Raw genomic sequence first — 23012 nt, forward strand, 5'->3', positions numbered from 1 at the left:
CCGCTTCAGTGGTTGCCCTAAAGGCCGTACATCAGGTGTGCACGCTCCAGCGCGCGAAGGATCGTCTCCTCGGTGGGCACGTCGGGTGCGGCGGTGATGTTCACCGTGATGTTCCGGCCCCCGAGCATGGAGGCGGTGTCACGGGCGGAGTGCACGCGCTCACCGCCCTGCATGACCACCAGCTCCGGCCCTTCCTCGCCCACCAGGGCCAGGCCGGGGGAGGCTGCGCGGGTGCCCTTGGCGTACCAGTGGTTGCGCTTCCAGAAGTCCCACGCCTTCTCGGGTGAGCCGTAGCGCTCTCTGATGTATCCGAGGCCCCATCGTTCCTGCGTGACGGGGTTGGTCAGCCAGTCCGAACCGGCCGATGCCATCTTGTTGGCGGGCAGGGACTGGGGGATGCCGTAGGCGCCGCTGCTGGGGTTCTTGGCGAACTGGTTCCACTCGGACTCGTTGGTCCAAATGGCGTCGAGGGCGCCGAACTGACTGCCCCATCCCATCTGGCCGAGCAGCTGTCGGGCCACAGCCTTGTTCTGCTCAGGAGTGCCGCCGTCCAGTCCACCGGCAGAGGGGATTCCAACGCCTGTGGCGTAGGCGCCGGGCCAGCCGGAGAACGATGCTCCCTCAGCCTGTCCGCCGCGAGGACGGAGCACCCGGTCCGGATCGCCGAAGGCACGCGTCAGGCGCCGAACGCTAGGACCGGTATTGCCCTCGATCGTGTGCAGGACCCCCGAAGCGACCGATTCGACCAGGCCGATATGGCCGCCGTTCCGGAAGGACACGAGGTCGCCCGGCCGGGCATTGCCGGGGGATACCTCAGAGCCCGCGGCTTCGTGATTCCACGTAGATACGGACGGCCATCGGTTGGCCGGCGTGCCCGTCGGGGAGTTCCAATACGAGCTGTTCGCGCCCGCCTTGTCCACGATCCAGCTGACGAAGTCTGCGCACCACTCCTCTCCGTTGAACTCGTTGTACTTGACCCGGTTCGGCCCCGACTCGGTGTAGCCGAGCTCGCCTTGCGCATGCTTGACGACTGCCGATGCGCCGCCAACGTGGTCATCGATGTACTTGCCCCAGGACAGGACCGAGCCCTTGAGCGCGGTCACCGTGCCGGAGTTCAGTGCACCGGCGGTGGCGAACGCTTCGCGCACTGCGCGAGTCATGGCCTCGACGGTCTCTGACCAGCCGTGCTCAAGGGCATCGGTGTACCCCGCGAAGGGGTCGTTCTTGTGGTCGTTGACCCAGGAGCTTCCCGCATTCCCGCTGAAGCTGAGGGGCTGGACGATCCCGCCATGGGCGAAGGCGTTACCAGTGAGGCGAGCCGATCGGTTCCAGGCGTGAATGGTGGCCGGCCCCAGGGCTCGAACGACCTCCGGGCGAAGGATGCCCTCACCCGGGCTAAGGACAGCGGGAACGGTATCGCGGCCCGGAGCGTACCCGGGGACAATGCCGCCTGTTGCGTACCGCAGCGGCTTCAGCGGCGCCGGAGAACCGGCGAGGGATGCCATGGCCGAAGTCATGGAGACCACACCGGAGTTGTAGGCGCCGTTGAGGGTCGAGCGTGTAGACGAATCGACGTAGGACATGGCGGAGCGCCAAGATTCCTGGATGTCTGATCCGGCGGAGCGGAAGGTCCCTTGAAGAGCAGACAGCCCGCCCGTAAGCGTTCCGAACGACGTGATCGAGGATGCCTTTGCCCGGTCCACCTGGGCAGCCGCGTTGAGCCATATGCCCTGATGGACGTTGAGGAATTCACGTTCCGACTGGGTGAGATCGCCGCGCACGTGTGAGGACCAGGCGGTCATCGCCGGTAGGGCGTCCTGCTGCCAGGCGGACTTGACTGCCGCTCCGGCCGAGCCCCAGGTGTCCACCGCCGTGGCCTTGTATGCCTCGGTGGTGGGAGATAGGTCCGTCTTCACCTCCTGAGACATGGCGACGAAGGACGGCTGGATCAGGGTGCGCCACATGCGCTCGATCAGCTCTGCCAGGCTCGCGAAGTTGCCTCCCCGCGCGGCGGCGTTCATGCCGTCGATCTGGTCCGTGCCGAGCATCCGAGTGATCTCCGGGCGAAGGATGGCCTCACCCGGGCTGAGCATCGCTCGTACGCTGTCGCGGCCGGGGGAGTATCCCGGTACGACGCCGCCCGTCGCGTAGCCCTTGGAGAAATCGAACAGGCCTTCCATGTTGGGAAGGGCCTCCTTGAGGCCTTCCATCAGGTCGGCTAGCACTTCCTTGGCGTACTCGGACGGGCTGTCGATGGCCTGCACGGCCTTCCAACCGTCGGAGAACATCGACACGAAGCCGCCGAACTCGTCGGTCGCCCAGTCCTTCAGATCGCCTAGGACCCCGACGGGGTCGGTCAGGAACCGACCCGCAAGGGAGAGGAGTTCCTTGACTCCCGTCCAAACCTCCTTCAGGAGGTCCAGCAGGTTGTCGAATACCTCACCAAGGGTGTCGATGCTGAAGATCGAGCTGGCCATCCGCCCCGCACGGCCGATGATGTTTCCATGGCCGTGATAAACGTCCTCCATGAACGCGTCACCGACAACCGGCCCCACGATTCCGGTGGCCAGGCCTGCGAGCTGCGTCCAGGGTGCGCCTTCCGGCTGCTTGGTGAGCCACGGAGGCATCTTTTTCGTGAGCCACTGAGTCAGGCCATCGGGCAGGCCGGAGAAGCGCCCACCGGCCCAGGTGACCTTGGAGCCAACCCAGGAACGAAGTCCCTTGCCCATGTTGCCCAGGCCGCTCGTGGCCTTGTCCACTCCGATTGCCGCCGTAGCGGTACGGGCGAGGCTCGACAGGTCCAGGAGCTCACGGAGCTCGTCCAGGCCGCCAAATAGGCTGCCGAACTTTCCGCCTCCACCGCCACCGCCTCCGCTGTGACCACCACGGCCGGCCGCAGGTGCTGATACGGCGCGAGCCATGGACGGTGCGGCCATGAAGGAGCGTGCCATCGGCGCAGCGGACTTGAACGCCATGGGTGCAGCGGCAGAACGAGCCATAGGGGCAGCGCTCGCAGTAGCGCCACTCGCACCCGCGGAAGCGCCAATGGAGCCACCGCCGAATGATGCGTGAACGCCCGTGTTGACGAATCCGCGAACGCGCGGAGCTGACATCGGTGCGGCGCTTCGGCTAGCGGAAGGTTTGCCCTTCTTGCCCTTTCCTCCGCCGTTCCCGCCCCCGTTGCCATCCCTTCCGCCACCGCCGGTGGCGTCATCGACATCCTTGAGCGCGGCGTCAAGTAGGGCAGTGGCAGCGGTGACGCCCTCGACCTTCTTCTTCAGATCGTCGAGCCGCTCTTCCGCCTGACGGTAGGAGACGTTATTGATCTTATTCAGTGCCGGGTTCAGGCCGGACTTCGCCGACGGAACACCGACCGCGTTCTTGACGTCGTTTACTGCCGTCTTCACGCTGCGGGCGCCGTTGAACTTGTCCTTGATTCCCTCAACGTCAATGCTGTTAAGAGCGCTGATTGCCGTACTGAGTCGGGTCACGGCTGCCTTGGCATTCTGTACGGCAGCGCGCAACGACGTCTCGGCGCCTTCGAATTCAAGGCGAACCTGCGCCGTCGAGGCGGTCTGATTAAGATCAGTAATCGCAGACCGTACGGCGCTCACGTGATGTTCGGCCCCGGAGGCGGCCGAGCTGAGCGACGCGGTTTCACCGTTCAGTTCCGACTCGGCAGCAGCAAGGGTGACCCCGTTCAGGGGATCCAGACCTTGCGTCTTGATCGCCTTGATAGCGCCTTCTGCCCTTGCCGCGGACTGCTCAAGGGACCCGCCTTCGGCCCCTGCCAGTCGCCCCCGCAGCTGGTTTACATCTGCGCTGTTCAGGGCGGTGATGCCGAGGGTTCGAATGTGGTCGATCGCGTCCTTGGCCTTGACGGCTACGTTCGACAGCGATTGTGGAGAGCCGTCGAACTCCGTCTGAATGTGGGCCAGACGGACGTCGTTGACTCGCCTGATTTCCAGGTCCAGGGCCTTGATCTTGTCCTGGAGAACCTTTACGGCCTTCTCGGCGTCGGAGACATCGAGCTTGAGGCGTTCCTCCTCCGGCATGGGCACAGCCGGCAAATGATTGCCCGCGCCGCGACGGGCGTTGCTTCGCCGTTCGCGCCGTTCCTGGTCCCGTTGATCCCGGAGACGACTCGTAAGGGAATCACCCTCCGCGGCGGAGATATCGCCTCGGGATCGAGACTGAGCAATGCCGTCGATGGCATCGGTGTAACGGTCATGCTCACGCCGCCGGGTTGACCGTCGCTCCTCGCGCCACTGTGCTCGGTTCTCTCGTATGCCTCGGGCCGTACGCACATGTTCGGCCGCGTACTCGGCAGTCTGGGGCATCCGCTCGCGCCGGTTGCGCAGCTGGCGATCCCTGAGCTGGAACTCATCTCGGCTTCGGCGCCGGGCGTCGCGTTGATCGAAGTCGATCAGACCACCGGAGCCAGCCTGAACGGCTGCTCGGGCGTAGCCGCGAACGGTCTCCACCTTGCCGTTACGCCAGCGGGCAGCCGCATTGGATCGCTGGCGTCGAGCCTGGTTAGCCCAGTCCCATCCGTTCTCGCGGGCTTCGGCGGAGCGAGTACGGGACCCCCGGTAGCCGTCCAGGAAGCTGCCCCCACCGCGTCGGGACGCGACCCCGGAAGCAGTGTGCTTGATACCTCGACCAGCAGCTGTCGCACCCTTGGCCGCGCCGCCAATGGCGGAGCCGAGCAGCTTGGCCGTACTGCCGACGCCGCCGATGATGGTCCCGAACTTGCCAAGGATCTTAGCGGCGAGGCCGAGTCCGATCAGCAGCGGAAGCGCCTTCACCGTAAACTCGGCAGCGGTCTTGAGCGCGCCGGCCAGGGCGGGGTGATCCCGGATAAACTCGACGGTACCAGTGGCGATATCGATGACCTTTAGTACGCCATCTACGAAGGCGACCGCAGCCACCTTTATGCCGGGAAAGCTGATCTGCCAGAGATCCTTGAGCCCGTCGAGAGCCTTGAGGACGTTCTCGTAAAGCTCGGTCTTCACATGCGTCTGCATCCCGGTGTCGGAATCACGCTGAAGCTCGAAGTTGCCGTTCTCATCGCGCTTCGCGAAGAGCCCCATAAGGTCCCGTTGAAAGCTCTCCTTCATCGACTGAAGGCGACCCTTTACGGTGGCGTTCTGAGCCTTCTTTGCCGCGTCCTCAATCGGGATGCCTGACTTGATCAGAGCCTCAATGAATGCGTGACCGCTAGGGGCCTGGCTCTTGGTCATATCAGCCATAAGCTGAGCGCTTGCCGAAAGCCCCTTGCCCGTGGCTTTGTCCTTGACATAGTTCGGCTTCCCGTCCTGGAAGCCGTCCTGAAGGAACTCGCCGTCGTTGTCCTTGACGTATTTGCCGTCAGAGCCCTTGCTGTAATGCTGGCCCTTACCCCTGGACGCGCCGGGCTTGTCCTTATAGCCCAGCATGGTTGCAACCTGCTGCATACTGAGGTTCGTAGCCATCTCGAACGGCTTAAGATTCCTCAGTGTGAGCTTGTCGGTATCCAGGATGTAGGCAACCTGCTGCATTGCGCGCGCCAGCTTTTCAGGGTCGGTGATACCGCCCTTAGCTGCATTATTGGCAATGGCCTTGATTAGCGCTTCGGACTGAGCGGCGGCATCGTCCGGCTTCGACCCGTGCGAGGTCAGGATCCTGACGTACTGGGGCGCAAACTCGTTCATATCCTCCAGCGAAAAACTGGAGTTGATCGCAAATTTCTGAAGGTCGTTGAGCAGTAGTTTGGCAGAGGAGATCGATACGCCGAGACCGCCGAGACTGTTGGCAGCCTTGTCGAAGGAGTCTGTGGCCTTGATGCCGAAGGCCGTGGCCATGCCGCCTGCGGTGGCCAGCGGCAGCACCACGTTACGGTTGATCAGCGCGGCGAACTCGGCGGTGTGTGTGCCGAAGGCCTCGATCTGCTGGGAGCTCTTACGCCACCGCGTGGCAACTGCGGTCGCCATGCCGGCCTGTGCTGCCGATGCGGCTTCCTGCGCCCGGGTAGCCGCCGCCAACTCCGTGCGAAGGGTTGATAGCCGTTCAGTAAGTTCGGCCTTGTACGCAAGCGTTACCTCGCGCTCGCTGGCGATCTCCTGAGTCTTCGCGGCCTTGTAGTCACGGAGACCCTCGCGCAGTTTGGCGGTCAAGGCGGCCTGGTTCTCTCGCAGCACGGCCTTGTACTGGAGGCTGGTCTCCTTGAACGCTTCTGCCTTGCGGGCTTCGCCAAGCTGAGAAGCGCGGACCATCGCCTTGACCGCGCTCTCCTCCTCCAAGCCCATGGTGGAGAGCACGCGCTTGTGCCGAGCCGAAAGGCCGAGCATGGCTTTGTGCTTCTCATCTGCGGCACCGAACGCAAGCCGGACCACAGCCGCTACGGCCTGGCCCTCCTTCTCGACCACCCAGTCAATGGCCTTGGCCTGCGCCTGCGCTGCACGGGTTGCCGCCGCTTTGAGGGCGGCCTCGGATCGACGACCGGCTTCGGTCGATTCGGTGACCATGCCCTCAAGGGCTGCGGACACCTTAGGAACGAACCCGCGCTCAAAGGCCGCTCCCGCTTCATCCGCGGTACGGCCGACCGCGCGTACGGTCTCCTGCTGCATCCGGCGAGCACCGGACTCGTCCAGGGTGGGAGTAACTGGGACCTTGGCCCGCGCTACGGGAATTCCCGCGTCCTCACCAGCCAAGTTGGTACCTTTCTAAAGTGCACTAATCCCGGCGAACCATCCGGCGACTTCGGCCCCGCTAGCCATGGCCGGCGCGGGAGCTTCAACGGGTTCGATGCCAGGGCGCCACATTGGTTCGGGCGGATCCAGGTGTGTGTCTTGCGACGAGTTGGCGCTGATGAAGAGCCAGTTGGCGGCTTCGAGCGCGTCGGAGATGCGAGCCAGGATGTGGGCTTCGTGGCTCCACATGGCCGATTCGTCGACGGCGACCACGAGGGCGCCAGATCCCTGTCGGGCAAGGAGCGATGTGATCAGTACGTGGAGCCGCCGTAGCGACAGCCGTCCTGTCCATAGGTCGAGCAAGTCGATGCCGAAGACTTCCAACAGGTCTGCTTCCAGGGCATCGCTGTAATCCCTCACCACGGTGAGGGTTCGGATCAGTTTCCCGAGTCACCGAAACCGGCAGCCGCCGCTACCTGCTCGGCGAAGACCTCGAAGCCTTCAATGTCGGTGGCCAGGTTGCGGAAGGTTACCCACTGCTCAGGGCCGACAATGGCGCGGATGATCGCGACCTCACTGCGGTCCTCCTCGATCGCCTCCAGCACGGCGAAGGGGAGCTTCTTGGCAGAGGGGACGGTGAACGTTGCACCCTCGAAGTCAAACGAGGTGCTCGTGTTGGCGGCCTCGGCCTTCTTGGCGGCGGTGGTGGACTTCTTAGCGGTGGTGGCAGCCATGTGGAATCTCCGTAGGTAGAGCGGGAAGAGGTCCGCCGGAACGGCCCAAGGGGGAGTTAGATCAATAGGTGGGGCGCGTGCGGGTTACGGCTGCTTCGGAGCCGGGGGAATGACGGGCGGCGCCGGAGAGATCGACGGGTCGTCGGTGAGGAAGTAGCCGAGCGAGCCGTCACTGTCGAGGGCATCGACGGTGATCTCCAGGCCCTGATTCTTCGTCCGGGTCAGCGAGATCGAACCGCGGTCACTGACCATCGCGCGGCCGACAACAGCGCGGTAGGAAGCTGCGTCGTCGGACCAGTCGACAACGAGGGAGATCTCCGCGAGGTCCGGGTTCGACGCGAGGTCGAGGCGGTACTGGTCGCGGGCGCCGGGCTTCGTCGGGGTCACCTTGACCCATTCGGCGCCGTAGAACAGCTGAGTGGTGGAGGCGTTGACCTGCATCAGGGTGGCTTTGATCTGAAAGGCCGCGCTCTTCACGTATCGAAGTACGGGAACGGAGGACTGCCAGACGGACAGCTCTTCCGTTTCGATCTTCGGTGTGATCTCCGTGCCGTCTTCGCTGGTGTAGCCGAGCTCGATGAAGCCATGGCTGGCGAGGTCCTCGTCCACGGTCTTCGGAAGCGCGGCAGTGGGGAGGGCGCCGAAGTGTACGGAGAGCTTGCCCTTGGGGGCGAAGCGGATCTGAGTGGCGTCATTGGGCATAGGCGTGTCCTTCGTTGGGAGGTGGGGGAAGGGGGCCGTGCGGGCTTGCGACCCTGTTCGGCGCACTCCGCTGGGAGTGGGTTACTGATGGGCGGCACGGCCCCCTGCGCTGCCTCACGACCCCTGCGGCCACCGCGAGTAACGCGCGGTGCGTGGTGCACGGGCAGCGGGTCAGGCGTGGGATGTGGTGAAGAAGAGCGCGATTGCGCCGACGTACCGGTACTCGCCCGAATCGAGGTCGGGGAGGTGAAAGGGGGAATGGATCTCAGATACGTCGAGGACTTGTCCGCCGCCGGCCACCGTGCCGGGAAGTTCGTTGAGCAGGCGCTCGCGCAGTGAGTAGGCGAGATCGGAGGCTTCGCGCATGGAGCGGTGATAGGTGTTGACGGTGATGTCCGCCCGATCAAGCCGGTGGCGGATCACGCGGTAGCCGCCGGTTCCGTCGAGAATCACGGCGGGCGCACCCTTTTGCTTGTCGAGCATCGAAGCGGAGACGGCTATGCCCGCGGTCTCGGGCAGGCCGGTGAGGTAGGCGTGCAGGACGACCAGGGGGTCAGCTGTCATTCGTGCGCCGTTCTCGGTGCACGGCCTCGCGAAGGGGGTGCTTCGCCTCGACCTTCTTCGTCCCGTACTCAAGGTGCATCGCGTGGGCGGCACTCGCGGGAACATCCGCGTCAGGAAAGATCAGGCCGACGGGCCTTCCCTGGTGCCAGAATATGGACGTGCGGACGTTGATTGCTGCCGCGGTGCGGTTCCCCTTGGGCCGACGCCGGTTGTACTTGGCCAGCAGAGCTCGGTAACGGCGCCCAATACGCAGGGTGGCCTTCTCGACCTCCGCAGCCGCTTGTGTGCTGCCTTCGAGGCGCAGCAACGCCCGGTGGTCCCACTCGATTTCGTAGGGAGCGCGGCTCATGGCTGCACGCCCCACAGGTGGACGACTACGTGTCGGAGGCGCCCTCTGTCCCGGCGGATGGGTTCGTGTGAGATGTCGTACCAATCGCCGTTGAATAGAACGCGATCACCCCGCTGCGGTTCAGCCGAAGAGGGAAGGTAGGCGGTCGATGTGGTGGAGCTCAGGCCACGCGTCGGATCGTGATCGGCGGTCTGCGCGTGGGGCTGGACGCTGGCGGGTCCTGACCAGATGCGTCGGGAGCTAGACCAGTCGCGACGGCGCTCGTACGCGTCGGTGACGATGGGAGCGCGGTGAATCTCAAGGATGTCGGCAAAGCGCAATCAGGACCCTCTTGCGTTGGTGGATGTGATGCGGGGCCGGTACCGGCGAAGGGCGTGTTCTGCTGCTGCTGAAAGGCTCTGTGTCGGAGCGGTCGCGCCGTAGGAGACCTCCAGGTCGCCCATCCGCTCGTTCGTGACTCCGGGCTGAACGGTCATCCAGCGCAGTACTTCCGCGCACGCAACGGCAATGACGGTCGATGGCACGGCCTCGTATCCGTACGAGGCGCGCACGGCGATTCCCAGAAAGCGGCTTCCGGCGGGCGGACGCCATCCACGTGCACGCCACAGTGAGCGGCTGCTGAATGACCAGTCGTCGATCAGTGACCCGTTGCTCCACCTGACCTCATGGATAGAGGCAAGGGGGAGCATGGAGCGAGGAAGCCGGAGCTCAGGCCCGGCGACGGCGTCAAGGCGAACCAGGTCGTCATCGTGCAACCTGAAGTCCCTGCCGCAGTGGTCCACGATCAGGGCCGATACGTCGAGGAGGAAGGAGCTGACGCGGGTCCGCTCGTCGTCGGTGAGTGGACGGTCAAGGCGGTCGGCAACGTCCTCAAGCGTCGCCAGGCTGATCGCCATCAGCCTCCTTCGGTGCCGCCTTGCGGCGCGTCCTACGGGGTGCCGGCGGAGGGCTGTCCGTGGCGAGGGAAACGTCCTCTCTCCGGCCGTCGGCGGGTTCTGCAGCGCGCATTGCCGCCACGGCGCTAGGCGGAGAGAGGGTTACGGAGAAGGGGCGGTGCCCTTCGGCCCGACCGCGATCAGCTGCTCAGGCCGCACGATCTTCGCGTCGTAGTGAACGCGGCTCTTGATCGCGTCGGTGAACTTCTTCTCGGGCTTGTACGCCGCCATCTCGGCATGGGGGATGACGACGGACACACAGTTGGTGGCGCCGACAAGCATGTCCACGTTGCGAAGGTTGTCGATCGCGGCTTCCACGAGAGGCTTCTTCGGGGTCTTCACCGTGCCGAGCTGGCTTGAGACGTAGACGGGTACGCCGAGGATCTGACCGATGTGGCCGGTCGGGATGACGGGCTGGCCGCCGTAGAAGCTCGCGTTGATGAACTGCGGATCCTTCAGCAGTTCCTTGCGGAGCGACGGCGAAATGATCAGGTAGCGGTCCTCGGGGGCCTCGATGTAGTCGAGCTGCATCAGCGCCTCAAGGATCATGTCGTAGGCGGAATCCTTGGCGGTGCGCTCGATCTTCTCAACCTTGCTGTGCAGGTCGAGCATCTTCGTCTCGTCGATGACGCCAGCCTCGGCGGTGTTGTAGTCCTTGCCGTTCATTGCGTGGACGATGGTGTCCGCGACGAGGCGATCAAGCGACCGAGCCGTGCGCTTGGCGCGCTGCCGTACCAGTTCGGTCATCTTGTCGATCCCGGGCTGGGTGAACAGCTGGTCGAGGCTGTCGACCTCCAGATGGAAGCTGCTGCCCTTCTGGACCGTCATGCGGATGTAGTCGAGTTCTGCATGGTCGGCCTCGCCGATCTCGCCGTACGACTTGACTACGCCCTTGTCCTCGACCGTGTCGAGGAAGTGCGGGATCCGAATGGTGTCGCCGCCACGCTTGAACTCACCCTCGTAGGAGTGGTTGACGATCAGTGGAGACGAGAGGATGGAGTGCTGTCCGAGGTCCTGGAGGAGCTGCGCCGTCCAGATCTCGGGGGAGAAGGTGCCCTGTACTGCGGAGTTGAGACGCTGACCAGCGTCCTTGAGGAAGGCCAAGAAGTGAACCCTTCGGGGTTAGAGCTCACCTCGCATGACGGCGTCCAGGAGGCCCTTGCTGCGGGCCTCGTTGATCTGGGCGGGAGTCATGCGGGTGAGGTCGGAACGGGAAAGCTGACCAGCCTGGGCGCTGCCCTGGCGGCCGAGGCCGAGATCCTGCCGGTATGCGGGCTGCGCCTTGGGCGCGGAGAGAGTGGCGACGAATGCCGAGATCGCGTCGGTGTCCGGACGGCCGTCCTGGCCCACGAAGCGGAGCAGGTTCAGGAAGTCGGCATCAGGGAGCTGGGCACCCGCCGTCGCGGCCTGGGCGCGAAGCTCAGCGGCAACCAGCTGGCCGCCCACTTCGGTCAAGGCTGCCGTGCGGGCTTCTGCCCGAGCCTGCTCAAGCGCCCTCTCCTGGTCGGTCATGGCGGCGGTGCGGAACTCGCTGAGCTCCTTCGAAGCGTCCTTGAATGCCTTTTCGTTCTTGCGGCTGAGCCCCTTCCACTTCTCGACCTCGGCCCGAAGGTCGGCAGCATCGAGCGGAGCATTCGGCGCCGCGGTGGCGGGTTCCGCTGTGGCTTCCGGAGAAGAGGCAGCTGAGGAAGTGGGGTCGATCATGGTGTCACCTGTCCGTTTCGGAGATCAGTGAGGCCGTCGTTTCGAGGGCCGGGGTTAGCGGCGACTGCGGTCATCGCCTGCGATCTTGCGGGCTTCGTTTCCGGCATTGCCCTGAGGAGCGGTGCTTGCCAGCTCGCGGGGGTCAGGCGGCTGCACCTGGCTGGCGGATCCGCTCGGTAGGGCTGAGGGGAACTCGTTGATCAGCTCCTCCTGGTCCTCCAGGAGCGCCGTGAACCGATCGATCTCCTGGGGGCTGAAGCCTGCGCGCTCCCATAGGGCAGCAGCCGGCACCCCGAGGCTGAACAACTTGACCAACGCGTCGACGTGTTGGGCCTCGCTTCGGTTCTCGACCTCGGCCCAAATGACCGAGGCACCGTAGGCATCGGCGCGCGGGTCGTCCTTCACGCGGAAGGCAAGGCGCATCACCTCGGTCCAGGCCCGTCCGAAGTGCAGGCACCGCTCCCGGGCTTTCGCGACCAAGCCATACTCGGCGGCCTCTGCACCTTCACCGGTTGCGGGCTGGCCCGTCGAATCAATCATCCAGTGGGGCAGCCGAGCGATGCTGGCGAGGTGCTGGGTGAGAAGGTCAATCAGCGTCCGATAGTTCGCTAGGTCGGCCGCCGCAAACTGCCCGAACCTGGCCTGAGGGTCCTCGGCCTGGAGCACCTTGTCGATCGCGATGCGGAATGGCTCGATGGGGCGTCCTGCCTCATCCTCGACGATCTCAAGGCCCGTCACGAAGCGGGCGGGGAAGGCCGCTGTCTCGCTGGCGACCAGGGCATCGCTGCCGGTCTTATTGATCGCGTCCTGGAGAGGGATGATCGACTGCAAGTCGGAGTGAGGGGCACCGGTGAGCCGCGCCCGGTTGCTGATCGGTACGACTGGCACCTGGCCAAGGGGGTTCTCTGCCTCTACGGGAACCGACCAGCTCAGGCCGTCACTCATGGACGTGCAGACGAGTTCCGGGGTCCAGAGGGTGACGTATTGCGTGCCCCAGTCATCCACGAAGAACTTGGCGGCTGCGTCGAGCTCGGTACGGCTCCCTGGCCGGTACTGAACGACGACGTTCTCTGCTGATTCGCAGGAGATCACGGGTTCGCCGTCCACGCCGGCCCAGACGATCGCGTACGACTCGCCGTGGATCATGGCATCGAGATGGGCGGCGCTAGCCTGCACATCCATTGAGTTGCGCTGCCAGATAGCTTGCGCGTCGGCGTCGGCATCCGGGTCGTCCGTCATGCGAAAGCCGGTGATCCTGAGACGCTCGTTTACGGCGTCGATGACCAGGCCGCACAGGTTGTCTGACCAGTCGCTGAAGGTGTCAGCGAACGCGGTGTTGTAGAGGGCCTGGGCGAAGGGCATGGTGGCCTGGCGGCCCTCGTAGTAATCGGAGTACCGACGGATTCGCGAGAGCTGTGCACCGTGCTTGCTGCGCAGGTACTGAACCCAGTCAAGCGGGGTCTCGGGCCTGCTGGTGAAAGTAATTATCTTATCCAAAGCCGACTACGCGCCTCCTCTTTCGGTTAAGTCGACCGTCGGCTATCGCGTCGGCACGGGCCTCGAAAGCGAGAATGGCGCAGACCGCAAGGTCTATTTTGCGTTTCGACTTGGGACTGTCCTTGCGGATGAGGACCCCTTGGGGAACTTCCCTCGCCACGGCATTGAGGACGTGTCGAGTCAGCTTTCCCTTGATCTTGTCGAGGCCCTTGTCTGAGTGCTGGACATCTCCCGTTGTGACTGCCGTACGGAAGCGCTCGATCGCATTTACCATGCGGGACGGCTTCGACGTCCAGTATTCGAATACCTTGTCGTCGCCGTAAGCCAAGGCCCACCGGCCAATAGCCTCCTGCCAGTACGGCGGATCGCAGTAGGCCCACTCAACGTTGTACTCGTTGAAGGCGCGTTTCATTGCTGCTTCCACAGCAAGGACGTCGACCTCCCAGTCGGGGCCGGCCTTCTCGGGTTTCTCCCAGACGCCGATAGTGAACAGGCGTCCGTCGCGAAGCCTGCAACCGACGATTCCGGTGGCATCGTTGAAAAGGCTGCCGTCGAATCCGATGGATATTTGGTCACCCGGGCGAATGGGGTCTGTGTCGGTGTAGCAGGCATCCCACTCGATCTTGGTCATCCAGGTATCGGCAGACTCGGCAATATTGTTCAGGTAGAACCTGTAGTCGTGTGCCGGGTTCGTGCCGTAGATGATGACGTTGACGAGCTGATCAATTGGAGCCCACCAGGAGTCGCCGTAGGCTTCCACCAAGCCCGCACGGACAGCGTCGGGATCCTTGAGGTCGATGTTTGAGACGGCCTCGCGGCAATCGTAGAGAATCAGCGGATTGCCGTTCAGCACCTTCTCGTGTGTGAGCTGTGCTACGGACTCTTCGTTGGGATCATAGGCATTCGTCGTCTGGACAACACGCGAACCCTGCGACAGAGTCTTGTTGGTATTGCGCCCCAGGGTTTCAAAGAACGTGGGGCCTGCGTTGGAGTGGACCCAGTGGTGGGTCTCATCGGCTACGACAAACGGCGGTCATGTGCGGCCCCGGCAGTCTGTATGCCCGCCGGGGCCGCACAAAGGTGGGCCTCGCCCCCTCATTGCCTCGGGTCGACGAGGTGACGGGCGTGATCTTGCCGGGTCGGTTGCCCTTGAACTGGATGACCGTCTTCGAGATATCCAGGTCGTATTCGCGCTCGGCCGGCGACTCGGCGAGCATGCCGCGGATCATGTCCATCGTCTGAGCTGTCTGATCCAGCGACGTCGCTGCAAGCTGGACAAGGGGTAGGTGCACCGCCTTGCCAACCGGGATGAGAGTCCCGTCCTTCGCGGTCTTGACTTCGCCCGTCCAGCGGCATGGGCCGATGAACTCGATGATCGCGAGTGCAGCCAAGAGCGGTGTCTTGCCGAAGCCCTTTGCTCTACGAAGAGTCGCCTCGGTATAGCACCAGGTACCATCTGGCTTCAGTGCATAGAGCCACCTGATGAAATGCTTTTGCTCTTCAGTGAATCGCCAGGGTGCCCCTGCGTTCTCGCCATCGGGCTGAACAATGAATCGCTCGGCCCATGCCAAGATGTGATGGCCAAGGGTGAGTTCAGGCGTATGAGCCGGAAGATTTCCCGTCTGCGGCACAAGGTCACCCCGTCTTTACTTATCCAATCAGCGCATCCAGCACGTCATCGCCCGTCGACTGACTGTCTTCCTGCTTCTTGAGTTTCATTCGAAGCCGCTGACGATCCAGCACGGTTCCGCCCAGTAGGGATTCCTGCTGACGCAGCTCGGCGTAGGCCTTTAGGTCTGCGCCGTCCATCTCATAGATCCGCTGCACTAGCAGGACAAGGATCTTGAGGCGCTGAACGTCGGTCGGAAGGAACTGTTCGGCCTGTGCTGAATTACGCCAGGTGTCCCACCACTCCCGTACCTGGGGAAGGTATCTTTCAGCATCCGGAAGTTCGGGGACTATCCCGGATCCGCTGCCGGAAAGATCGGCCTCCATGTGCTTGTTGCGGCGTACCGCGTTTTCCTTGGGCGGCACACCCCTGCCAGCCATGTAGGCCCCCATTGAGTTAGATAAGTCAGTGTCCCCAGCGACCGCGCCGCGCTTCCCGCTGCGTCTTTGCCCTATGGCAGGTGCTGCAACACGCTGCAAGATTCAGCGGACTATCTGTCCCGCCGGCCGAGACTGGAACGATGTGATCGACCTCGTTTGCCTTCGGGTTTCCGCAGAGATAGCAGCGATGGCTATCCCTCCGAAGAATTGACAGGCGAAGACGATTCCACCCCGGTGACCGGGATTGATTTCGTTTTGATCGGTTGGCCCACGGCTGACGACTGTCGACAACCTTGGGTGCATGCTCTGGGCATCCGCCTGACTTGATGGCGACCTTTGGGCATCCGGATCGGAAGCAGATCTGTAGTGCTCTTGGCAACGAAGTCCTTGGGGGTATCCCCCCGGGCGGGATCAGACCGCACTGTCTGTTGACGTGTTGGAATCCCGCCCGGGGGCGAATGACCTGCAAGGGATCTCAACCTGTTATGGGAAATCAACCTTGCAGGAGGTATTAAATGAGTTCATCACAGGGGCGCTTCGCGCCCTTCTGTTTTCAAAAAAGCGAGGTGCTAACTGCTTTCTTTTTATCTTCTTCTCAATATAGGAGGCGGTGTCACGTTGCTGCGGATGGCGGCGGCGAGTGTGTGACGGTCGTCACGTCACCCCAGGTTGCATCGACGTACAGAGTTAAGTAACTTCGTCCCTGTCGCCGCACAGAAGTGCTTGAGACATCCAGCTCCTCGTTGGATTGACAACCTCAAAGCAACACACGGAGGCCACCCCGAGCGCGTGGGAGGCCCCACAGGAACACGATGTCGACAGAATCGGCATCGCCGTCAGCAGTCCGCCGCGGCTGCATCAGCGTGGGCGGACTGCTGACGGAACAGACTTCTCCCGAGGGGGCAATCGGGCAGCCGGCTGTGCTGGCAGTCCCGCTAGGCCCCTCGGAACGAGAGCAGGGATCGACATGAGCAGTCCCCAGCGGGAACGGGAGAAATGGCGCATCAAGCGCCAGCGCGCACGGCAGGACCTCAGGGTCTTCTCGACCGTTGCACCCGTTCAGAAGCCCGAAGGATTGCGGGTCCGCCACACACAATCGACGTGGAACACCATCCCGATGGAGGTGTTTCGCCTGAACAATCGTGCGATCAGCACAGGAGTCGCTTGAACGAGATCACGCTTGAGGGCGAGGCGGTCGCACGGGCCGCATACAACGCCTTGGCCTTCACACCCGCACGGTCGCCGATCCCGGCAGCCATGTTCTACGTCTCGGATGGAGAGGTGTACTTCCTCGCAACCGATACCTATGCCATCGGGCGACCCACGTTGGGCCACATCGCGGAACCGAACCGTCAGGTTGCGATCGAGCTGACTCGGGAGGACCTGGCCAGCCTCGATAGGCTGGGGCGCGCATGCAAGGGGGAGGTTCGCGTCAGTATGCCGGACGACCGAGGGCTGATCGTCTCCGCTGTGCAGGTCGCGATGCAGGAGGTCATACCGGACCGGGCCGGCGCCCTGACGTACGACCGCGAGATCTGGGATCTGTGTCATTCCCTACTCGACCAGCTCGACGAAAGGAACGCCGACGTACCCGAGCTCGTTGCGCTTGACCCCACGCTCCTATCCAGGTTCGGAAAGATCAAGACGCCACGGGGAACCAGCCCAATGCTCGACATGAAGATCGTCTCGGAGAAGGAGCCGATCCTCATCAAGTGCGGGCCACAATTCAGGGGGGCTCTCATGCCAGTAGACCGAGAAGTAGCCGGAACAGCCGCAACTCGCGGTGGTGACTTCCTCTGGTGAGGGGAAAGGTTAGTCTGTATGCGACCTGTATTGGAGAAGTCGGATGGGGCGCCCATCAATACTGCCGCCGCCGAGCGAACTGTTCAAAGGCCTGGCGACGGGGAGATTCCGTAACCAGGCCGAGATTGCCCGCGAGTATGGCGTGAGCAAGGCTGCGGTAACGCTTGCGCTCGCACCGTACAAGGAAGACAAGATCGACTACCGTGCCTTCATGCCATGGGAGTTCGCCGTTCCCGGCGATGCCTCCAACCACAGGGCGGCACGGGCGCTTCGGCTGCACTTCCGGGCCCAACTCCAGCCCGAGACACTGAGCGAGAAGGACGCCACCGCACACACACAGTGGCTGGCGAGCCTGGTGGATCGAACCCTGGCGTACAGCCCAGAGGAGCGATGGCACTACGTTCCGAGGACCGCCGATCATGGCGGCCTCGTCGCAGTGCTGCCAAGCGGTGTGGACCTTCCCGCGGAAACAGTGACGCTCTACCGTTTGGGCGAGCCCGGATAGGTGCGCCGCAGTTGAGAGCCAAGCGAGCCGCCTCCGTCCATTCACGGAAGCGGCTCGTGGCATTTCAGTACTACGCGGCAGAGGCCGAGCACCACGGTGCCGTAGCCAGCTGGCTCAACGTCTCACCTGCGGTAAGCGTCGCGGCCACAAGCTGGCTCGTATCCTCCGGCATCTTCTCGGCAGGGATCCAGAGGAGGAGGGATCCCTGAATGGTCCCGCCCCAGATCACCGGCACGGCAACGGAATCCCAGCCGTTCATGCACTCCTGCCGGCCGATCGCGTATCCGAGATCGTGGATGCTCGTCAGCGATTCGATCAGCAGGTTGTTGTCCCGAATGACGCCCGGCCCCACACCCTCAGGCACCGGTTCAGCAAGAACCTGTGCCTGAATCGAAGGCGGCATGTGGGCGAGGATCACTCTCCCTGAAGCGCCCGTACGCAGCGACCTGCTGTACTTCACCAACTGGAACGGGTCGATGCCGATCGACAGCGGATCGAAGCTCCCAATGGCGTAGTCGGTGCAGATTCGGCGGTGCCCGACCACCGCGTAGTACGCGACGAGACCATCGGTCGAACGCTGAAGCTGGTCCAGCACCGCATGCGTAGTGTCGGGGCCCGGCGTCTGCGCGAGAGCCTGCATGGACAGCCTGAAAGCACCAGGTCCGAGGCTGTAGCTGCTCCGAGCCCCGGCCTTCACCTGCACGAAAGTTCCGTCAGCAAGTCCGTCTTGAAGGATGCGATACACCGTGGCGACATCAAGGCCCGTAGCCCGAGCGATGGCCGATGGCCCCTGGCTTCCTTCCAGATCAGCGAAAGTTCTCTGCACCAGGAAGACCCGCTTACCGTGCGCGGTCCCCGTCCCCTTGGTACTGGTCATTACCCATCCCGTCCCCTGAGCCCTGTGCTGCTCTCCTCGGCAGTACGCGGGCTACGCGAATGCCACCGGTTCATCCTGATACCCGGCGTTAGGTGGAGGTTACTACTGGGTTCAGACAAGTTACTACCGAGTTGGATCGAGGGTGACCTTGCCCGTCGTGGTTCGCGCCTGAAGGTCGATGTGTGCCTGGGCTGCATCTCCGAGTGCATAACTCGGGCCGGTGATGGGGCGAAGCTCTCCTCGGCCGGTGGCTGCGAAGAGGGCGGACATGCTGTCGCGCAACGCGTACCGCTCGCCGTACAGATTGGGCAACCAGAAACCGGAGACCTGCTTGGACTGCTGCATCAGCGCGGCTACTGGCACGGTGCGCTGCACGCCAGATACGGCGCCGTAGACCGCCATCCGGCCCCGCGGTGCGAGGGCTTCAAGCGTGGCGTCGAAGACGGATCCGCCGGTCATTTCCAGGGCGCAGCTCACGGGGCCTTCGGCGGCGTCGAGGATGCGTTCCTTCAGGTCCTCGGTCGTGCTTGAGTCCAGAACCACGTCGGCGCCAAGGCCTTGTACCAGCGCAGCCTTCTCGGGACCGCCGGCCAACGCAATGACGCGTGCTCCGATGGACTTCGCGAGCTGCACGGCGAGGGATCCGACGCCACCGGCGGCGGCGGGAATCAGCACCGAGTCTGCCTTGGTGACCCTGAGCACGGTGTGGAGGAGGTGCCAAGCCGAGTTGCCTTGTAGCGCGAGGGCGGCGGCCTGGTCGTCGTTGACATCGTCAGGCACGTCCCACGTCACCCGGCGATGGACGAGCGTCTGCTCTGCATACCCGCCGCCTCGCGAGAGGGCGACGACACGGCGACTGCCTATAACACCCATCACCTCATTGCCGGGTGTTACAGGGAACTCGATGGGCGCCAGGTAAGAGTTTTCCCGCAGGTGGACATCGGCGTAGTTCACGCCTGCCCGAGTGACGGTCACGACGTGATGCCCCGCTACCGGGGTTGGCTCCGGCACCTCAAGGAGCTTCAAGACCTCAGGTCCACCCGACCGCTTCATCACTATAGCGCGCATGATCATTCCTTTGTAGGAGGCGATTGTAAGTGCCATGTTAAGGGCGCTGGGGCGTGCTATTGACCTCATTTCGCCACGTGAAATGAACCTGCGGTAACACCGTGGACTTCATTTCACCACGCGAAAACATACCTATTGGCATTGACGAGAGGATTTCAGTTACATAAGTTAGCTACATGTAATCCAGGAGGGCTTGCCTTGGGGTGCCCTCCATGTGGTACGTGCGCGACCCCCGGGGGAACGCCGGGGTAGGGGAGTAGCAGTGGCAACACCGACCATGGTTTCCACTAACTATGCGTCATTGCTCGAAAAAGATTCGACCATCACGCGGATCCTTGGGGGAATGGGATCTGTGGCCGGCATGGTCATGCTGTTCGAGCACGACGAGGGAGAATACATCGTGCATTACCACTGCGAAAAGACGGATGGCCGTCAGCATCGCAGTCACTTCGAAGTAATTCCTGACGGGTACCGCTTTGTGGGGACTGAGCGGATTGACGGCTACGAGTACATGCCAAGAGCGGGAGGGGATAGGTTTGCCGATATCTACCGGCGGGACTAAGCCGCGTAGTCATAGTCAGTACGCAAGATTCGCGCAATGCGGACTTGCGTACAGGCTCGAAAGAGTGGATAGGAAGCCGTCGAATCCGGCCGGATGGTTCATTCAGGGAATCGCCGTACACCACGGCGTGGAACTGTATGAGCGATCCGGCCGCACTCTTACCCGGGCACAAGTGGCCGAAGCCTACTGCCAATCCTGGGATCGCGAGCTCCACGCCGGCCGAGCCAACCAGCCGGACGAAAGCCGCTGGATGACGGGTGGATTCAAGTCCGCGGCAAAGGACCTGGCTGACCGCAAGGCCTTGGGGGAGCACCAGGTCCTCGACTACATCAGATACGCCGAAGAGGTCAACGAGCACGAAAGTATCTGGCATGCGCCCGATGGGAAACCCGCGATCGAGCTGGAGTTCCGCATTCGCGTCGGTGACGTGGTGGTCCGGGGGTTCATCGACCAAATCGTGCAGACGCCCTACGGCCTGACCGTCAGGGACGTCAAGACCGGTACCAAGAAGCAGCCCTCAGCTCTCCAGCTCGCGCTCTACCGACGAGCCGTCTGGGAGATGTACCAAGTTGACATCACCTGGGGCGACTACTTCGAATGCGCCCGGCTCGGTCGTTCACCGAAGCGCGGAGCCCCCACTGACCCCATCGACCTCACCACCATTGACCAGCACTGGCTAGAACGGCAGTACGCGGCGATGGACGCCGCAGAGCGCAATGGTGTCTACCTGGCGAACCCGGGAGACCACTGCGTGACGTGCGGAGTCCAGCAGCACTGTCCAGCAAAGGGAAACGCGTGACAGCGGCCTTCACCTGCACCTTCCGCCCGGCCCCGACCGTCGAAATCACCTTCCACGGCGAGACCCCGATGACTGTAGGCCCCAACGTCGAGGCCTTCGCGCACGCGGCAGCCCGATACGCCGACCTCCTCAACCACGCACAGGCCGCCTTCACCATTGGCGACCTCGGCGCAACTGCCATCAGCACCATCAGCAAGTAACTACCCAGCAAAGGAACACGCTTGAGCTTCTTCGCGCCCAGCGCCCCCACCAACTATGTGAAGTTCACCAACCCCGGCGACTCTGTGGCTGGCTACGTCGAGGAGGTGGGGGCCCCGTACCCAGTCACCGAATACAAGACCGACAAGCCCAAGCTCGACTCCAAGGGCAACCCGGTCATGCAGGTGCGAGTCATCCTCGCTACCGACCAGAGCGCGGGCCAGGGCGACGATGGCCGACGGTCCCTCTTCGTCTCCGGATGGCGCATGACCACGGCCATCGGCGACGCCATGCGCCGAGCCAACGAGGCGGCCGACGAACCGCAGCCGGGGGCCTTCCTGAAGCTGACGTTCGCCAGGCTTGGGCAGTCGTCGGGCGGCATGGCACCGCCGAAGGTCTACGTGGCTGAGTACACGAAGCCGCCGCACGCCAGCACCTCTGTTGCCCCTCCGGCGCCCGCTCCCGCAGCAGCAGCCCCGGCGCCGAACGCCGGATGGATGCCTCCGCAGAACACGCCTCCGGCACCCTGGTGACCGAGGCCTCTTTTTTTACTCAATAACTTAACTCTGTACATTCGTGGCCGGTGTGTCTCGCGCACACCGGCCACCCCTTCGACAGGGGAGGCCGCCATACTCACCCTCACCCAGGCACTCAACAAGCGCGGGGCCGCAGGCGAGCCGATTCCGATCGGACTCAAGGCTCTTGCGGATCTCGGCATTCAGATACGACGTGGACAGCTCCACCTCATCGCTGCTGGTCCGGGAACCGGGAAGTCGGCTCTGGCCCTCAACATGGCGATCAAGGCGGCCGTCCCCGCCTTCTACTTCAGCGCGGACAGCGACGCCTACACGCAATACGTGCGCAGCGCCGCCAACGTGAGCGGATGGACCACGCAACAGGTCGAATGGGCCATCGAGCAGGAACAGACCGCCACCCTTGAGGCTGTCGTTGCTGCCATCGACATCAGGTGGTCCTTCGACGCCTCACCCAGCCTTGACGAGATCGAACAGTCCCTCATCGCGTACGCGATGATCTACGGCTGGCCCGCCCTGGTCGTCATCGACAACGTCACCAACGTGGACGCTCCCGAGATGGGGGAAGGACATGCCGGCCTCGATGAACTCTGCGCCTTCTTCCACGACCTTGCCCGGCGGATGGAGAGCGCGATCATCCTTCTTCACCACGTCACCGGCGTCTACAACGACGGTATGAACCCGATTCCGCTGAGCGGGATCAAGGGCCAGGTGGGACGTGTGCCGGAGGTGATCCTCACGCTGCACCGGGGCGGTACGGAGCACGAGGGCTACGACCTCCGGGTCTCGAACGTCAAGAACCGGGGTGGCAAGGCCGATGCATCCGGCTTCACCTTCGCGCGGCTCAACTGGCAGCCGGAAAGGATGCAGATCAGTGGCTAACCCCCGTCCGCGAAAGCTGGCCAAGCCCAATGGCGCCGCAGTCAAGGCCCGGGGTCGCAACTGGGAGAACGAGCTCGTCCAGGTCTTCCGCGACCTCGGATACGCCGACGCCAAGCGAAACGGCGCGATCTACGGATCGGCCGACCGCGGCGACATCGGCGGCGTGCCACTTACCGTGCAGGCCAAGGCGGTTGATCGGATCCAGCTCTGGAAGCACCTGGACGAATCGATAGCGCAAGCCCAGCGAAACGGGACCGGTCTCGAAACGTGCGTCATCTACAAACGGCACGGCGCGAGCACGATTGAATCCGCGTGGGTAATTCCCGGTGCCTTCGCTATGCGGCTCCTCCATGCCTATTACTCCAGCTGAGAAACCGGCGATCCTCGCAGTCCTCACGCATTACTTCCCGGACTGGCAGACACCCCGTCGAGATAGCGGCTCGTGGCAGCCCTGTCGCTGCCCGGACAGTAGTCACGACGACACTACGGCCAGCGCGTCAATCAATATCGACGAGAACGTAATCCACTGTCACGGCTGCGACTTCAGTCATGACAGTTGGAGCATCATCATGGAAGAGGA

Annotated in this window: 25 protein-coding genes and 1 pseudogene; 10 read left to right on the forward strand and 16 right to left on the reverse strand. The window is 63.4% G+C overall.

What is annotated here, in order from left to right:
• Positions 1-17 precede the first annotated feature (17 nt).
• From EES41_RS23250 to EES41_RS44230, 14 genes are all read right to left on the reverse strand, one after another.
• The gene (locus EES41_RS23250) at positions 18-6608 is read right to left on the reverse strand and encodes a CHAP domain-containing protein (protein ID WP_123080166.1); all 6591 of its coding nucleotides are present in this window, start codon (positions 6606-6608) and stop codon (positions 18-20) included.
• A 96-nt stretch (positions 6609-6704) separates the two neighbouring features.
• A complete protein-coding gene (locus tag EES41_RS23255) occupies positions 6705-7091 on the reverse strand; it encodes a hypothetical protein (protein WP_164495924.1) in 387 nt (128 codons plus the stop codon).
• A 17-nt stretch (positions 7092-7108) separates the two neighbouring features.
• Positions 7109-7405 (reverse strand): hypothetical protein, encoded by a 297-nt coding sequence (locus EES41_RS41560; protein WP_164495925.1) that lies wholly within the window; start codon positions 7403-7405, stop codon positions 7109-7111.
• An 84-nt stretch (positions 7406-7489) separates the two neighbouring features.
• Positions 7490-8107 (reverse strand): hypothetical protein, encoded by a 618-nt coding sequence (locus EES41_RS23265; protein ID WP_123080168.1) that lies wholly within the window; start codon positions 8105-8107, stop codon positions 7490-7492.
• Between the two features lie 171 nt (positions 8108-8278).
• Entirely contained in the window at positions 8279-8671 is a 393-nt protein-coding gene (locus EES41_RS23270) for a hypothetical protein (RefSeq protein ID WP_123080169.1), read from the reverse strand.
• Positions 8661-9020 carry a hypothetical protein gene (locus EES41_RS23275; protein ID WP_123080170.1) on the reverse strand — a complete coding sequence of 120 codons (360 nt, stop codon included), beginning with the start codon at positions 9018-9020 and terminating at the stop codon, positions 8661-8663. The genes EES41_RS23270 and EES41_RS23275 overlap by 11 nt, the downstream gene beginning before the upstream one ends.
• A 320-nt stretch (positions 9021-9340) precedes the next feature.
• Positions 9341-9916, reverse strand: a complete 576-nt coding sequence (locus EES41_RS23280; RefSeq protein ID WP_123080171.1) for a phage gp6-like head-tail connector protein — start codon at positions 9914-9916, stop codon at positions 9341-9343.
• A gap of 141 nt (positions 9917-10057) precedes the next feature.
• Positions 10058-11059 carry a hypothetical protein gene (locus tag EES41_RS23285; protein WP_123080172.1) on the reverse strand — a complete coding sequence of 334 codons (1002 nt, stop codon included), beginning with the start codon at positions 11057-11059 and terminating at the stop codon, positions 10058-10060.
• Between the two features lie 18 nt (positions 11060-11077).
• Positions 11078-11659: a hypothetical protein gene (locus EES41_RS23290; RefSeq protein WP_123080173.1), complete on the reverse strand. Its 582-nt coding sequence runs from the start codon at positions 11657-11659 to the stop codon at positions 11078-11080.
• A gap of 54 nt (positions 11660-11713) precedes the next feature.
• Positions 11714-13156: a phage portal protein gene (locus tag EES41_RS23295; RefSeq protein WP_254211546.1), complete on the reverse strand. Its 1443-nt coding sequence runs from the start codon at positions 13154-13156 to the stop codon at positions 11714-11716.
• Positions 13149-14009: a phage terminase family protein gene (locus EES41_RS23300; protein ID WP_254211547.1), complete on the reverse strand. Its 861-nt coding sequence runs from the start codon at positions 14007-14009 to the stop codon at positions 13149-13151. Before EES41_RS23300 ends, EES41_RS23295 begins: the two co-directional genes overlap by 8 nt.
• A gap of 157 nt (positions 14010-14166) precedes the next feature.
• Complete coding sequence (locus tag EES41_RS23305) at positions 14167-14787, reverse strand: hypothetical protein (protein WP_216827265.1); 621 nt, start codon at positions 14785-14787, stop codon at positions 14167-14169.
• 19 nt (positions 14788-14806) lie between these two features.
• Positions 14807-15205: a hypothetical protein gene (locus EES41_RS23310; RefSeq protein ID WP_216827266.1), complete on the reverse strand. Its 399-nt coding sequence runs from the start codon at positions 15203-15205 to the stop codon at positions 14807-14809.
• A 25-nt stretch (positions 15206-15230) separates the two neighbouring features.
• Positions 15231-15674, reverse strand: coding sequence for an HNH endonuclease signature motif containing protein (locus EES41_RS44230; protein WP_123080175.1), 444 nt, complete (start codon positions 15672-15674; stop codon positions 15231-15233).
• Between the two features lie 498 nt (positions 15675-16172).
• Between EES41_RS44230 and EES41_RS41565 the strand changes: the two genes are divergently transcribed.
• Genes EES41_RS41565 through EES41_RS23325 form a run of 3 tightly spaced genes read left to right on the forward strand, consistent with a single transcriptional unit; the run spans position 16173 to position 17513 of the window.
• Entirely contained in the window at positions 16173-16373 is a 201-nt protein-coding gene (locus tag EES41_RS41565) for a hypothetical protein (protein ID WP_164495928.1), read from the forward strand.
• On the forward strand, positions 16370-17008 hold the full coding sequence (locus EES41_RS23320; protein ID WP_123080176.1) for a hypothetical protein: 639 nt from the start codon (positions 16370-16372) through the stop codon (positions 17006-17008). Before EES41_RS41565 ends, EES41_RS23320 begins: the two co-directional genes overlap by 4 nt.
• A gap of 43 nt (positions 17009-17051) precedes the next feature.
• The gene (locus tag EES41_RS23325; RefSeq protein ID WP_123080177.1) at positions 17052-17513 is read left to right on the forward strand and encodes a hypothetical protein; all 462 of its coding nucleotides are present in this window, start codon (positions 17052-17054) and stop codon (positions 17511-17513) included.
• Between the two features lie 70 nt (positions 17514-17583).
• On the opposite strand, the gene EES41_RS23330 is transcribed toward EES41_RS23325, so the two are convergent.
• Together EES41_RS23330 and EES41_RS23335 are read right to left on the reverse strand one after the other, a co-directional pair.
• Positions 17584-18390, reverse strand: coding sequence for an IclR family transcriptional regulator (locus EES41_RS23330; RefSeq protein ID WP_123080178.1), 807 nt, complete (start codon positions 18388-18390; stop codon positions 17584-17586).
• A 123-nt stretch (positions 18391-18513) separates the two neighbouring features.
• A complete protein-coding gene (locus EES41_RS23335; protein WP_367995784.1) occupies positions 18514-19344 on the reverse strand; it encodes a zinc-binding alcohol dehydrogenase family protein in 831 nt (276 codons plus the stop codon).
• Between the two features lie 376 nt (positions 19345-19720).
• On the opposite strand from EES41_RS23335, the gene EES41_RS41570 reads away from it, so the two are divergent.
• The 7 genes and pseudogenes from EES41_RS41570 to EES41_RS44235 all read left to right on the forward strand — a co-directional run.
• On the forward strand, positions 19721-20020 hold the full coding sequence (locus tag EES41_RS41570; protein ID WP_164495929.1) for a hypothetical protein: 300 nt from the start codon (positions 19721-19723) through the stop codon (positions 20018-20020).
• Positions 19995-20819, forward strand: a complete 825-nt coding sequence (locus EES41_RS23340) for a PD-(D/E)XK nuclease family protein (RefSeq protein WP_164495930.1) — start codon at positions 19995-19997, stop codon at positions 20817-20819. The genes EES41_RS41570 and EES41_RS23340 overlap by 26 nt, the downstream gene beginning before the upstream one ends.
• Positions 20816-21019 (forward strand): hypothetical protein, encoded by a 204-nt coding sequence (locus EES41_RS23345; protein ID WP_123080181.1) that lies wholly within the window; start codon positions 20816-20818, stop codon positions 21017-21019. Before EES41_RS23340 ends, EES41_RS23345 begins: the two co-directional genes overlap by 4 nt.
• A gap of 21 nt (positions 21020-21040) precedes the next feature.
• Positions 21041-21550, forward strand: coding sequence for a hypothetical protein (locus EES41_RS23350; protein WP_123080182.1), 510 nt, complete (start codon positions 21041-21043; stop codon positions 21548-21550).
• A gap of 153 nt (positions 21551-21703) precedes the next feature.
• Positions 21704-22432 carry a DnaB-like helicase C-terminal domain-containing protein gene (locus EES41_RS23355; RefSeq protein WP_302186191.1) on the forward strand — a complete coding sequence of 243 codons (729 nt, stop codon included), beginning with the start codon at positions 21704-21706 and terminating at the stop codon, positions 22430-22432.
• Positions 22425-22802: a hypothetical protein gene (locus tag EES41_RS23360; RefSeq protein ID WP_123080184.1), complete on the forward strand. Its 378-nt coding sequence runs from the start codon at positions 22425-22427 to the stop codon at positions 22800-22802. The genes EES41_RS23355 and EES41_RS23360 overlap by 8 nt, the downstream gene beginning before the upstream one ends.
• Positions 22783-22995, forward strand: a pseudogene (locus tag EES41_RS44235) (hypothetical protein); the annotation flags it as partial. The gene EES41_RS23360 and the pseudogene EES41_RS44235, both read left to right, overlap by 20 nt.
• Between the last annotated feature and the right edge of the window lie 17 nt (positions 22996-23012).

The sequence above is a fragment of the Streptomyces sp. ADI95-16 genome (genome assembly GCF_003721495.1).
Taxonomy (GTDB): Bacteria; Actinomycetota; Actinomycetes; order Streptomycetales; family Streptomycetaceae; genus Streptomyces; species Streptomyces goshikiensis.